Origin of the sequence: Rothia sp. HMSC061C12 (genome assembly GCF_001815755.1) — a bacterium.
Lineage (GTDB): Bacteria > Actinomycetota > Actinomycetes > Actinomycetales > Micrococcaceae > Rothia > Rothia mucilaginosa.
The window spans coordinates 79,622-93,252 of sequence record NZ_KV821872.1 but is presented as its reverse complement, the minus strand read 5'-3'; the positions used below and the strand labels follow the sequence as shown (position 1 = coordinate 93,252).

General features: G+C 57.8%; 12 protein-coding genes. All 12 read left to right on the top strand.

The genetic code is table 11. The features are described 5' to 3' along the window. Window positions 1-16 precede the first annotated feature (16 nt). Window positions 17-937 carry a glycosyltransferase family 2 protein gene (locus HMPREF3055_RS06585; protein WP_070691426.1) on the top strand — a complete coding sequence of 307 codons (921 nt, stop codon included), beginning with the start codon at window positions 17-19 and terminating at the stop codon, window positions 935-937. 258 nt (window positions 938-1,195) lie between these two features. Next, window positions 1,196-2,194 (top strand): CgeB family protein, encoded by a 999-nt coding sequence (locus tag HMPREF3055_RS06580; RefSeq protein WP_005506928.1) that lies wholly within the window; start codon window positions 1,196-1,198, stop codon window positions 2,192-2,194. Then, window positions 2,185-2,751 (top strand): acyltransferase, encoded by a 567-nt coding sequence (locus tag HMPREF3055_RS09305; RefSeq protein WP_012904026.1) that lies wholly within the window; start codon window positions 2,185-2,187, stop codon window positions 2,749-2,751. Before HMPREF3055_RS06580 ends, HMPREF3055_RS09305 begins: the two co-directional genes overlap by 10 nt. Further along, window positions 2,744-3,838, top strand: a complete 1,095-nt coding sequence (locus HMPREF3055_RS06570; RefSeq protein WP_070688340.1) for an RNA-binding protein — start codon at window positions 2,744-2,746, stop codon at window positions 3,836-3,838. Before HMPREF3055_RS09305 ends, HMPREF3055_RS06570 begins: the two co-directional genes overlap by 8 nt. Next, window positions 3,838-4,566 carry an acylneuraminate cytidylyltransferase family protein gene (locus HMPREF3055_RS06565; protein ID WP_049346748.1) on the top strand — a complete coding sequence of 243 codons (729 nt, stop codon included), beginning with the start codon at window positions 3,838-3,840 and terminating at the stop codon, window positions 4,564-4,566. The genes HMPREF3055_RS06570 and HMPREF3055_RS06565 overlap by 1 nt, the downstream gene beginning before the upstream one ends. A 90-nt stretch (window positions 4,567-4,656) precedes the next feature. After that, complete coding sequence (locus tag HMPREF3055_RS06560) at window positions 4,657-6,900, top strand: N-acetylneuraminate synthase family protein (protein ID WP_005506934.1); 2,244 nt, start codon at window positions 4,657-4,659, stop codon at window positions 6,898-6,900. A 17-nt stretch (window positions 6,901-6,917) separates the two neighbouring features. Then, a complete protein-coding gene (locus HMPREF3055_RS06555) occupies window positions 6,918-8,042 on the top strand; it encodes a glycosyltransferase family 4 protein (protein ID WP_070688339.1) in 1,125 nt (374 codons plus the stop codon). Further along, the gene (locus HMPREF3055_RS06550; RefSeq protein WP_246826910.1) at window positions 8,042-9,370 is read left to right on the top strand and encodes a hypothetical protein; all 1,329 of its coding nucleotides are present in this window, start codon (window positions 8,042-8,044) and stop codon (window positions 9,368-9,370) included. The genes HMPREF3055_RS06555 and HMPREF3055_RS06550 overlap by 1 nt, the downstream gene beginning before the upstream one ends. Next, window positions 9,363-10,271 (top strand): glycosyltransferase family 2 protein, encoded by a 909-nt coding sequence (locus HMPREF3055_RS06545; protein WP_070688337.1) that lies wholly within the window; start codon window positions 9,363-9,365, stop codon window positions 10,269-10,271. The genes HMPREF3055_RS06550 and HMPREF3055_RS06545 overlap by 8 nt, the downstream gene beginning before the upstream one ends. A gap of 4 nt (window positions 10,272-10,275) precedes the next feature. Next, on the top strand, window positions 10,276-11,319 hold the full coding sequence (locus HMPREF3055_RS06540; RefSeq protein WP_070688336.1) for a glycosyltransferase family 4 protein: 1,044 nt from the start codon (window positions 10,276-10,278) through the stop codon (window positions 11,317-11,319). Window positions 11,320-11,385: 66 nt separating this feature from the next. After that, on the top strand, window positions 11,386-12,339 hold the full coding sequence (locus HMPREF3055_RS06535; RefSeq protein WP_049327945.1) for a glycosyltransferase family 2 protein: 954 nt from the start codon (window positions 11,386-11,388) through the stop codon (window positions 12,337-12,339). 12 nt (window positions 12,340-12,351) lie between these two features. Continuing rightward, complete coding sequence (locus HMPREF3055_RS06530; RefSeq protein ID WP_049346733.1) at window positions 12,352-13,599, top strand: glycosyltransferase; 1,248 nt, start codon at window positions 12,352-12,354, stop codon at window positions 13,597-13,599. Window positions 13,600-13,631: the final 32 nt, after the last annotated feature.

The window sequence follows — 13,631 nt, the reverse complement described above, 5'->3', positions numbered from 1 at the left end:
AGAAAGATTGTAATACATGACCTTCCATCCCCGCGTATCTGCGGTTATTCCTTTCTACGGCGAGCCGGAGCCGGTTCTTGCCATTATTGACACTCTGCGTGCTCAGCAGGGTATTGACCCCGCCGATATTGAAATCGTCGTCTCGGATGACGTTTCGCCCACCCCCTTCCCCGAGGTTGAGGGTGTGACCGTGGTTCGCCGCCCTGTGAATGGTGGTTTCGGTAAAGCTGTGAACTCCGGTGTTGCTGCCGCGACCGGTGAATGGGTTTTCATCCTCAACAGCGACCTGGAACTGGATAACACCTTTGTCTCGCGCATGCTCGCAGCCGTGGAACGCCACGGCGAGGTGCTGGCTAGCCCGCAGATTATTGGCCACGACGGCAAGCAGCAGTGGGTCGCACGCAAGTTCCCCACCGCAGCGCATGTGGCGTGGGAATGGTTCACCCTGCTGGCTCGTTTCAAGCCGACTAACTGGTGGCACCGCGGTGTCGGCCACGATGTTGAGGCATGCACCGGCACCTCGGACGCGAAGGTCGACTGGGTTATGGGTGCGTGCATGGTCGTTCCTCGCGCGACCTTCAACCGCATCGGCGGCATGGATGAGCGTTTCTACATGAACAGCGAAGAGGTGGACTTCCAGTACCGCCTCTCGAATGCTGGTGTGGACCGCTACCTGATTCCTTCGGTAACTGTCACCCACGAGGGAGGCGGATCTTCGCCCTCCGAGCGCCGTGTACAGTGGCTAACCACTGCTCGTTTTATTTATGCCGATAAGTGGGGCTGGGAGAAGAAGCTTGCTACGGCTCTGCGCGCTACCAGCTACGCAAACTTCCTGGTGAACTCCGTGCGTGCTCTGCGCAATAAAGACGTGGACGCTCGTGGCTTCCTCGCCACCGAGCTGGAGCGTATCGCCAAGGCAGAGCGCCGCGAGAACTAGGCGCGAAACGTGCGGAATCTACAGCGGCAGTTCCGCAAGATTTTTAGCCCTCTTCGTCAGAAGGTGCATATAGAACGTAGGAGGCGACACAGTGCATTCGAGTGTGTCGTCTCCTGCTTTCGTTGTAAAATTTCAGTAGGTATGTTTTGCCTCAAGTTGCAGGTGAAACTTTCCGTTCCTCTTCACTCCAACACATAGCACCGCACGGTTCTACCCTGCGGGTTCTCATAGCAAACGCCGACAGGATTCAATCCTCATATGACTCAGCCCAAACTTCTACTGCTCTCACCCGCATTCCACGGGTACTGGAAGGCAATTCAAGCATCCCTGGAAGTGCACGGATACGAAGTGCGCACCCACATCTACGATGCGCCGGGTACTCTGCCCGAGCGTATCCTCAACAAGCTTGCTCACGAGCTGCCCGAGAAGTACCGCCCCGAAAGCTTCGCTGCTCAGGCTACTCGTAAGGCGATTGACGCTTTCAACGAATTCCGCCCCGATATTGTGCTGGTCATTAAGGGCGATATGCTCTCCCGCGAATGGTGGGACCTGCTGGAGACCTCCGGCGTTCGCTACGGCACCTGGCTCTACGACGAAATGCGCCGTATGAGCTACACCGAAGAGGACCTGCACCACCTGGGCTCGCTGGCAAGCTACAGCCCGCTGGACGCGCAGCACCTGCGTGAGCAGGGCTTCGAGGTGCTCGACATGCCCAACGCCTACGACACTCACTGCCCGGTTGTCCCCATGCGCGAGGACTCCATCAACTTTGTGGGCGCTAAGTACCCCAACCGTGAGGAGACCCTGCAGGCGCTCGTCGCAGCCGGTCTGCCGGTGCGTGCTTACGGTCGTGCTTGGTCGCGTCACCCCTATGACATTCTGCGCACTAAGCAGTTCAAGGATTCCGGCGTGCCCGCAGGCCGCGATATTGACCGCTCTGAGGCGTACGGCATTATGGCATCCTCCCCGGCAACGCTGAACATCCACAATAACCAGGATGGTTTCACCATGCGCACCTTTGAGGCTCCCGGCGTGGGCGCCCTGCAGGTGATTGACCGCGCTGATGTGGATCGCTACTACATTCCTGGCGAAGAGGTCCTGGTCTACGAGAGCATTGATGAGCTCATCGAGATTTGTACCCGTATTTTCCGTGAGCCGAAGTGGGCTCGTCAGATTCGTGAAGCCGGTCAGAAGCGTACTCTGGCTGAGCACACCTTCGATCAGCGTGTAAAGATTTTGGAGCAGCTATGGGCCTAAACCTTTCTAAGATTGTGACCAAGATGCCGAGCGTGCGTTGGCACATGGCAGACCTGCTGGGCAAGACCCTGTACTCGCGGGCGTTCGGCTCTTTCGGTTCGGGGACTGTTCTTGTCCGCCCCCTGCGTATGGTCGGTGTAGAGAACATCTACCTTGGTGACCAAATCGCAATTTACGAGGATGCCTGGATCGCTTCTGAAGCCGGAGGTATTCTGCGTATCGGTTCTGGGACCTATGTCGGTCACCGTAGCCATATTCACGCTCTGTCGAATGTGACTATTGGTAAGGATTGTGTCTTTGCCGATAACGTGATGGTCAATTCTGGCGAGCACCCTCTGGACTCTCTGCATGATGTGCAGCCCGGTGGCGACATCGTGATTGGTGATCGCGTTTTCCTCGGTCAGAATGTGTCTGTACTCGGTGGTGTCACCATCGGAGACGGTGCTGTGATTGGTGCTGGAGCTGTGGTCACCCGCGATATTCCGGCTAATGCCGTGGCTGTGGGTATCCCGGCTACCGTTATTCGAGTCCGTTCTGGGGAGAAGCAGGATGCTTAAATACCCTCTAGATTTGGATGCTTGGCAGGCATGGCAGAGGCGTCAGAAGAAGCTGAAGTGGGCTAAGTACAAGCTGAATTCACTTCTTGCCTCCGCGCGTTCTCGGACCGTTGCGGAGGAGCCCGTACACGGCCTTCTGTACACTCGCGGTACTAAGCCTCAGGTGCTGATCGTTATGGATTCGTTCTCTCCGACGAACCGCAACGCAATCTTGGAGCCTCTCAAGCACCTGGATGCTGTCGATGTTGCCCTGTGGGTTCCTGAGGACGCTAGCGAGTACCTGGACGGGCAGTACGCCAGCGAGCGCTACTCACGCAAGGACTGGTCTGAGCAGGAGATCTCCGGCGATGAGCTGATGCGCCTCCTGCCTGATATTCGCATTGTGCTTTCTGCCGCACAGTTCCTTGGACGCGGTGCGGCCGCCTACGAGTACGCTCGCGCGATTGGCGCTGAGTACTGGATGGTTCAGCATGGCCTGCTGGTGCCTCAGGCGCCGCCGCTACCGGTCGGATGCACCCTGCTGGCTTTCAGCGAAGCTGATGCGGAATTCTGGGCATCGGGTCGCCGCGACGTCACCACTCACGCGGTGGGTTCGCAGCTGCTCTACCTCGCGGCGCAGAAGGCTGCCGGTGCTGAGGTACAGAAGCAGAACGACCTGGAACCGATCTTCCTGGGACAGATGCACGGTGCGGAACTGCCGCGCGCATCCTTCGCGTACGCTTCGCACTCCTTCTTGAAGAAGTTTGGTGGAACCTACCGCCCGCATCCGAGCGAGAAGGACAAGCTGTCGGTGCTGACCCACAAGCTGTGGGAGAAGGAAGGCATCCGCATTGACCGCTCCGGCACCCCGCTGAACGAGGTACCGAACCCGGTGGTGTCCATCTTCTCTACCGGTGTTCTGGAGGCTGCAATCCGCGGTATCCCGGCGTGGGTTTACCACCCGGCACCGCCGGCATGGCTCGTGGAATTCTGGGACCGCTACGGCATGAACCAGTGGGGTCAGGAACCGACCCCGGCACCGGTTCAGCCGAAGAAGGAACCGGCACAGCGTATCGCTGAACTAATGATTGAAACTTTGGAGGCATAATGCGTATTCTCTGCGTCATCCCCGTGCGCGGTGGCTCAAAGGGCATTCCGCGTAAGAACCTGCGCCCCATCGCGGGTAAGCCGCTCGTCGCATGGACCATCGAGCAGGCACTGGCTGCTAAGGAAGAAGTAGCCGGCGAGCACGAGCTGCGTGTTGTCGTCTCCACCGACGATGCTGAGCTGGCTGATATCGCCCGCGAGTATGGTGCTGAGGTGCCGTTCATTCGCCCGGCACACCTGGCTGAAGACACCACCGCAACCGAGCCGGTCATCGAGCACGCTATCGAGTTTTACACCGAAAACGGTTGGGAACCCGAGGCTGTCATGCTGCTGCAGGCAACCAGCCCGGTGCGTCTGCCCGGTACTCTGGCTCGTGCGGTCCGCCAGTTCGCGGAGAACGGTAAGGACTCCATGGTCGGTGTGATTCCGATTGGTCCGTTCATCTGGACTTGGCACGCTGACGGTGAGCCCACCGCGGCGTTCGAGATTATGGCTCGCCCGCGCCGCCAGGAGCTGACCAAGGAAACCTTCCGCTACCGTGAGAACGGTTCGATGTACATCACCAAGACCCACGTGTACATGGACCACCACAACCGCCTGGCGGGCTACCCCGGCGGTACCATTGACTTGTTCATGCTGGACGAGGTCGAGGGCGTCGACATCGACGCACCGATTGACTTCTCCGTGGCAGAGCACCAGCTCACTCAGATCCTGTCCGAAGGCAAGTAACCTTCACCCGCGGCAGTACCTCTTCTGCCGCTTCCGGCTTGACCAGCACTCAGGCATTCAACTAAACGCTCAAACGAAAAGGTCAAAATCGTGATTATTGAACGCAATATTGCCCCCTACGTGGTCTTCGCTGAAGACCCGATTCTCAACGCACTGCAGAAGATTTCTGCTAACGGCCAGCGCATCATCTTCCTGGTGAACGAGTCCGGTATCCTGCGCGGTTCGCTCTCTGACGGCGACTTCCGTCGTTGGCTGATTGCTAACCCGACCGCATCCCTGGAGACCAGCGCCCTGGACGCTGCAAACACCAACCCGCAGACCGCACCGGCTGATGCTGATCCCGAGACCCTGCGCGCATACTTCGCGAAGGGTATCAACCACGTGCCGCTGACCGACGAGCGCGGTCACCTCGTGGCACTGGCAATGGATGAGCAGGACGTCCTGCGCATCGGTAAGCACACCATCAGCGAGGATTCCCCCTCCTTCATCATTGCTGAGATTGGTAACAACCACCAGGGTAGCGTTGACTTCGCTAAGGAACTGGTGGACCTGGCTGTTGAGTCCGGCGCGGATGCTGTGAAGTTCCAGCTGCGCGACATGGACGCCCTGTACCGCCAGCGCGGCGCAGCAACCGCAGGTGAGGACCTGGGCGTTCAGTACACCCTGGACCTGCTGTCCCGCTTCTCCCTGACCGTTGACCAGATGTACGAGGTCTTCGACCACGTCAAGCAGCACGACATGGACATCATGTGCACCCCCTGGGACGCACCCTCCGTTCAGGCGCTGGTTGACTACGGTATCCAGGGCATGAAGATTGCTTCTGCTGACCTGACCAACCACGAACTGCTGCGCGACGTGGCTTCCCGCGGCCTGCCCATGCTGGTTTCCACCGGTATGAGCCGTGAAGAGGAAATCCGCGAGTCCGTGGCTCTGCTGCGTAACGCTGGCGCATCCTACGCTCTGCTGCAGTGCCAGTCCGCGTACCCGGCACCCTTCAAGGACGTCAACCTGGCGTACATGGACCGCCTGGCTGAGATTGGTCAGTGCCTGGTCGGTTACTCCGGCCATGAGCGTGGCTACCACGTGCCGATTGCTGCTGTTGCTCGCGGCGCGAAGATCATTGAGAAGCACTTCACCACCGACAAGACCCTTGAGGGTAACGACCACACCGTCTCCCTGCTGCCTGAGGAGTTCAAGGCAATGGTTCAGCAGATCCGTGAGGTTGAGACCGCTATTGGTTCTGCTGCTCCTCGTGAGGTGTCCACCGGTGAGCTGATGAACCGCGTGAACCTGGCTAAGTCCCTGGTTGCTACCCGCCACATTGCTAAGGGCGAGGTCGTGACCGAGGCTGACGTTGCTGTGAAGTCCCCCGGCCGCGGTCTGCAGCCGAACTACCTGCCGCAGCTGCTGGGCCGCACCATGCAGCGCGACGTTGAAGAAGGCTCGTTCTTCTTCGAGGGCGACCTGAAGGACGATCTGGTGACCCGCCGCGACTTCAAGTTCGACCGCCCCTGGGGTCTGCCGGTTCGTTACCACGACTACAAGCCGCTGATTGAAGAGGCAAAGCCGGACTTCCTGGAGTTCCACTTCTCCTACAAGGACCTCGAGATCAACATCGACGACGTCTTTGACTCCAAGCTGGACATGGGTTTCACCACCCACCTGCCCGACCTGTTCGCAGGCGACTTCCTGGTGGACCTCGCGTCCAAGGACCCCGAGGTGTGGGAGCGCTCCATCGCTGAAGTTCAGCGCACCATTGACATCACCCGTGACCTGACCCGCTACTTCACCGTAGACGAGGACCCGGTCATGGTCGTGACCATGGGTGGCTTCACCAAGGACAAGCACATCCCCGCATCCGCACGTGCTGAGAAGTACGAGCGTATCGGTGAGGCGCTGAAGCGTCTGGACGCATCCGGCGTTCGCCTGGCGGCTCAGACTCTGCCCCCGTACCCCTGGCTGATGGGTGGTCAGCAGTACCACAACCTGTTCCTGGATCCGAAGGACACTGCAGAGTTCTCGCGTGCGTTCGACACCGCGCTCTGTCTGGACATCTCCCACACCATGCTTGCTTGCAACTTCCTGAACATTCCGCTGTCGGAGGCTGTTGAGCAGCTGGCACCGCTGTCCATCCACCTGCACCTGGTGGACGGCACCGGCGTTGACGGTGAGGGCGTTCAGGTCGGCGAAGGCGATGTCGACTGGGCATCCCTGGGCAAGCAGCTGCGTGAGCTGGCACCGAAGGCATCCTTCATTCCCGAAATCTGGCAGGGCCACATCAACAACGGTGAAGGCTTCTTCACCGCACTGGACCGCCTCGAGAAGTGGCTGTAGAAAGTAGACACTCACTCATGAATTCAAACGGATTTCCCACTGCCCTGTGGGTCGTTCCGGTTCCCGAGTTTGGTGGAGTAGCTCGGCACGTTGTCGATATGGCACGTGCCGGGCTCCCCGGCTTTAACCTGGTGGTTCTCGCACCCGAGGGTAAGCTCACGAGCCGTCTTGAGGAACTGGGCGTCACCGTCATCAAGGCTGAGTTCGGTCCTGACTACGGTTTTAAGACTTCTTTTGCTTCTTTGCAGAAGGCTGTTGAGCAGCTCCGCCCGGATATTGTCCACAGCCACCTGGCGTATGCAGACGTTGTCGCAACCGCTGTGGTCAACGCACTACGCATCCGTAGCGTCATCAAGCGCGGCACCTGCGTGCCGAAGCTTCTGACCACTGAGCACGGTATTGCCGGTAATGACTCGGTGTACCACGGTAGCTCCTGGCGTTCTAAGCTCATGGAGACCGTGCACCGTGTGCGCCTGTGGGGTACCGATCAGGCGATTGCTGTTTCTCGTTCTACCGCTGATCAGATGCGTGCCAAGTGGGGCGCTCGTGGCGTGGAGCTGGTGTACAACGGCGTGGATATCCCCGAGGTGCATGCAGCTGTTGAGCAGCAACGTGTTCCCGCAGAGGGAGGTCCGCGTATTCTCTCGCTGTCCCGCCTGTCTCCTGAGAAGGGCATCGACGTGCTGCTGGATGCTTTTGCACAGCTTCGTGCTGATTACCCGCAGGCTCATCTTGAGATTGCGGGCTCTGGCGATTTGGCGTCCGAGTTGCAGGCTCAGGCTCAGCGTCTGAACCTGGGTGATTCGGTGACCTTCAGCGGCTTCGTTAACCCGATTGAGGCGATGGGTCGTAGTGACATGATTGTTCAGCTGTCGGTGTGGGAGAACTGCTCCTACACTCTGCTGGACGCTAAGGCTGCTGGCCTGAAGACGGTCGCTACCGCTGTGGGTGGTAACCCGGAGATCCTGGGTGCTGACGAGCTGGTGGACCGCCAGAGTGCAACCCTGACTCAGGATGTTCTGCAGGTCATGCGCCAGCAGCTGCAGAAGGGTGAGACTGAGCCTTTCACCTGGATTTCGAACGAGCAGATGGCTGCTCAGACGGTTGATATTTACACTCGTGTACTTCGAGGAGGCCGATGATGAGCCAGACTTCGCAGGTTTACGCGCATCTGAACGAACCCACCGAGAAGCCAGAGGTTTCGCGTTTCTCTGAAACTGTGTCTCGCGGTAGTAATTACGTCCGCCATCAGACCAGCCAGATTCGTATGCCTGAGTTCATCCTGGCGTTCCTCTTGCTTTTTGGTGACCCAGTACCGGGTGTTGGTTTGCCCTTTAACCAGGTAATCATTCTTTTGCTGGCGCTGTACGGTCTGACCCGTAAGCCAACTTTTGACGTGAGTCATTTTTCGGGTCTGCGCGCAATTATGTTTATTGCAATGGGTTACCTCGCAATTGTCTCGTTCTACGGTGTACATTCCGAGGACGCATCGGATTGGACTCGACGTTTGCTCCGTCTTGTGGCTGCAACCGTGTTGATTTGGGCTATTGCAGCCGGACGTCTGCATATTCGCTCTATTGTTCTGGGATACTCATCGGCGATTCTTTTTAACGCTGTAGGGTATTTTGCAGGTTTTGCCCCGGCAACTGGTTATGTTGGCTATCTGACCGGCTGGCTGGGTGACAAAAACTTCTCGGGTCTGGTGTACTGTCTGTTTGGTCTGTTAATTCTGAGCTTTGCCCGTAACAAAATTGAAGTTATCGGCACTATTGTTGTTTTCTCCGGGCTGCTATGGGCTACGGGTTCTCGTACCTCTATCGCGGCGTATGCAGCGGGTCTGATTTGGATCGTTATTGCTCACCGTATGAAGACTTTTGGCCGCATTGCCTTGGGTGTGGCCCTGTACTGGTTAATTGATATCTTGACTAGTGACTACGCGCAGTCTGGTGCCTTCGCAGATCGTACCGGTACCGATGCGCTTCGTTCACTGATCGACCAGGCATCTGAGATTAAGGTTCAGGCAACTGGCTTCTTCGGCCAGGGCTTGGGCGAAGCGTATGTATATCTGGCACATACTGGTTCGAAGACCTGGTTCTTCCACAATTCGTACTGGTCTGCGCTTGTGGAGGGCGGCTGGCCGTGGATGATTCTGGTCGTTGCCATTACCTTGCTCTTTATCGTGAATGTGTTTAGCGGCCAGAAGACTCTGCCGGCTAAATTCTATGTTGTACAGGGCGTTGGCGTTGCCATCATGATTTGTGCATCGCGTCTGGGCGAGGTGTTCTACACCTGGCCGTGGGCTGTTGCCTGTGGTTTGGCTCTGCGCGTGTTGCTGCTTGAACGCGAACAGCGTCTTGGCACCGGCCATGATGAAGCGAATATCGAAGGCTTCGACGAGCGAATTGAAATTCGTGAGGCGGAAGAGAAGTCGCAGCACGCTGCGCCGATGTGGAAGGAAGAAAATGTCTAAGACTGATCGAGCTCCTGAAGTTAGCGTCATTATTTGTGCGCTGAACGCTGCATTGACTCTTCCTCGCCAGCTTAAGGCCCTGGAGAACCAGGAAACTGAGCTTCCGTACGAAGTGATTTTGGTAGACAACGGTTCAGAGGACGACACCCGCGCCGTTATGGAAGCGTGGGCTCAGGAACCCCGAGAGGATAAGTTCACGGTCAAGGTCGTGGACGCCTCCGCAACTCCAGGTATTCCCGCGGCCCGTAACGCCGGTGCACGTGCCGCATCGGGTAGAGTCTTAGCATTCTGCGATGCTGATGATGAAGTATCTCCTCAGTGGGTTCAGGCGTTTTCAGAGGTGCAGGATAAGGAACTGGCAGGTGGCTGGATTCGCGCTTTTGACGCTAATGGCAGCCCTCGCCCCGATGCCTTTGGCAAAGGTCTGATTGCAACTCCTTATCTGCCGCACGTGGGCAACTGTAACTGTGCTATTACCCGTGCACGCTTTTTTGAAATTGGCGGCTACGATGAGTCCCTTCCCCGCTACGGCTACGAGGATGTGGATATTTCGTGGCGTCATCAGGAAGCCGACGGTGTGATGCGCTTTATCCCTGAAGCAGAGATTCGTTTTACTCTCTCGGAGGGGAAGAGCTCTATCCGTAAGAAGTACGAGCTGGGTGTGGGACGTGTGCTGATGGCCCGTCGTTTCCCGAAGTATGATTCTGCAACGTATTCGTTGAAGTCTACTGTGACTGGCAGCGTTCAGCAGCTGTTGAATATCCTGCGTCAGGCTGTGACCCAACGTAAAGTTGCTCGTCGAGATGTTGCCAACTGGGTTGCATCGCTGGGACGTATCCGCGGAAGTATCAAATACTCCGGTAAGAATTATGTGCCCGCACGCAAGCTGGTGAAGGAGTAGAAGGATGGAGAAAGAACTCTACATCGCCACCAATAACGGTGACATGGGCGGAGGCGAGGTCATGCTTCTGAACATCGCCCGCGCGGCCCGTAGCCTTGGCTACAAGGTCACCATTGTGGGCCCTTCCGAGCCGAAGCAGCTTGTAGAAGCCGCTGCGGATGAGGGGTTCCCCCGCATTGTCTTGCCGGCTAAGAACCGCGCACAGTACATGGTGGCTCTGCGTAGCTGGCACGCTCGCCACAAGGACGTTCTGCTGTGGTGTAACGGTCTGGTTCCCGCAGCGGCAACGGGCGGTCGCAAGAACCGCATCGTGCACCTGCACCAGCTTCCTGCCGGCGTGAACGCGAAGCTCGTACCCTTTGCTCGCCATAAGGCGTCCGTCACCCTGGTCCCGAGCCGCTATGTGGCTCGCGCCTGCCCCGGCAGCGAGCTGTTTGCGAACTGGGTCAGCGGCGTATCCACCGAGCTTGATCACCGTGTGGGGGAGCGCAGACTTCGCGTCGGTTACCTGGGGCGTTTGACTCCCTCTAAGGGCATTGCGACCCTGTGCCAGGCGATGAGTTCCTTGAACTCTAACGGCATTGAATACGACCTGGTGATTGGCGGCGAGCCTGTCTTCGCATCTGACGAAGAACGAGCTGAGGTTGAGGAGGCGCTAGCTCGTGTCGCCACCTTCAGCACTCGTTTGGGCTGGACTACCCCGGACCGTCTTTTCGGTGACATCGACATGCTCGTTGTACCTTCGATTGCCCCCGAGTCCTTTGGTCTGGTGGTCGCTGAAGCGATGAGCGCACGCGTCCCTGTGATCGTCAGTGATGCTGGTGCTCTGTCGGAGGTACTGGGCGGTGCATCGTACCCGTACGTTGTGCCTGCTGACCAGCCGGTAGCTCTTGCCCAGGCTATTAAGAGCCTGGGTACTGAGCTTCGAGAAGATACGGATGCGCTGGCGGAGCGAACCTCCGAGCTGTTCTGGCGTTGGCAGGAGAATTACTCGCCTGAAGCAGGTAAGGTCCGTGTTGGTGAGATTCTGGAACGTTTTATCCGCTAAGGTGCTTCTAAACGTATAGGCCATTCCCAACGGATATCCTCTCGCTCAAACCCCCGAAGGAAAATTATGACGACTACTCACCGCTACAAGGCTGCGGTTATCATTCCCTCTCGCGGTGGTGCAGATATTCTGCACTACCCGCTGGATGCGCTTGCCGCTCAGACTGAGAAGGACTTCCAGGTTATCGTGGTCCTCGACGGCGATATTGACAACAGTGAAGCTGTGCTTGACCGCTACATTGCAGAAGGCAAGCTGAACTTGACCAAGATTGTTTTCGAGGAGAACCGCGGCCGCGTGGCTGCGTTGAACGCTGGTCACCGTGCGGCTGATGCGGACATCCTTATCCGCTGCGATGATGATCTGGAACCCGATCCCAACTACGTTGCGAACCACCTCAAGTACCATGAGGCTCCTGGTGAGCACGGCGTAATCGGTATCTACTTGAACCAGTTCCCGGACACTCCCTACTCTCGTGTGTACGGTAACTACCGCGACCAGAAGTTCCGTGAAGCTGCGTACCAAGTTGCGCCTGAGAAGCGCTGGATTTACTGGGCGGGTAATGTGTCTATGTCGAAGAAGCTCTTCGACGAGATTGGTGGCTATGACCCCGCGTACCGTCTCTACGGTTGGGAAGACGTAGACATGGGTTATGAGGTTGCTCAGCACGGTGGCGAAATCCATATTGCCCCTGAGCTGGCGACTAAGCACTACGTGGCTGCTACCACCACTGCAGTGCGTGCCCTGCGTGCCCTGCACTCGGGTTCTGCCCGCACCATCTTCGTGCGTAAGCACGGCGATGCGGCGCACCCCGCCCCGAACCCGACGGGTGCATGGGGCTTGCTGGTCAAGGCCCTTGCTCGTTTCACCACGGAGAAGACCATCAAGGCTCTGGGGGATGCGAGCGATAAGATTCTGCTCAAGCTGCCCGCTAAGGCGGCTGAGAAGCTTGTGGCTTTGCAGGTTGAGGCTGCATCTTACGCCGGTATTCACTATCCTGAGCGAGCTCAGAAAGTTTTCTAGGAGGAAAAGAAAATGTCACTCACTCAGCTCTTGACCTCCGCTCCGTTTACCGGGCCGAAGAACCCCGACGCGGTGCTCGCGGATATCCCGAAGAGCCTCAAGAAGCTTGGCCGCCTGGCGCGCCGTTACGTGCCGCTGGTCAAGCCTGAGGCTACTGAAGAGATTGCGATTGCTCACGACTACCTGACTCAGCGCGGCGGCGCGGAGCGTGTTGTCCTGGCAATGCACCGTGCGTTCCCGGATGCACCGATTTACACGACTCTGTACGACCCGGAGGGTACCTTCCCTGAGTTCAAAGACGCGAAGATCATTACCAGCCCGCTGAATAAGATTGGTTATTTGCGTCGTAACCACCGTATGGCGTTGCCGATTTTGCCGTTTGCTTCTTCTTTCTTGAAGGTACCGGCTGAACGCGCTGTGGTGTCGACGACCGGTTGGGCACACGGTTTCAACTTTGCCGGTCGTAAGTTCATTTACTGCCATTCGCCGGCGCGTTGGCTGTACCTGAGCGATCAGTACCTGGGTGAGAAGAGCACCGGCCCCGTGCCGCTGCTGCTGAAGACTCTGCGTCCTGCACTGATGTTGTGGGATCACTGGGCGGCTCACCGCTCGGCGGTGTATGTGGCGAACGCGAGCGTGATTAAGAAGCGCATCGAGAACGTGTACGGCAAGAAGGACGTTCCGATTTTCTTCCCGCCGCACTCGGTAGACACCACCGCACCGGTTGAGCCTATTCCGGGCCTGGAAGAGTTCACCGAATCGGACGATTATTTCCTGATTGTTTCTCGCCTGCTGCCCTACAAGAATGTTGATAAGGCTGTTGAAGCCTGCAATGAGTTGGGTAAGAAGCTACTGGTGATTGGCCGCGGTCCGGAGAAGGAACGTCTGGAAGCGCTTGCGGGCCCGACTATTCGTATTGCTTCGGGTGTTTCGGATGCGCAGCTTCGTTACGCGTACCGTCATTGCCTGGCGCTGCTGGCTATCTCGTATGAGGACTTCGGCATTACCCCGCTAGAAGCGGGTGCTAGCGGCAAGGCCGTGATTGCCTACCGTGCGGGCGGCTTCCTGGATACCATTCAGGAAGGCAAGACCGGCATGTTCATCAACCAGCCGACCGTGGAGCAGCTGGTGGAAGCCCTCAAAGCTTTCAACCCGGATGACTGGGACGCCGACTACATCCGTGAGCACGTTGACGGTTTCTCGGAGGCTCGTTTTATCAGCCGCTTGAAGACCTACGTGCAGGCTTTGCCCGAAGACTAAAAGAGCTCGGCCCATAGAAGAAGGCGGGGCGG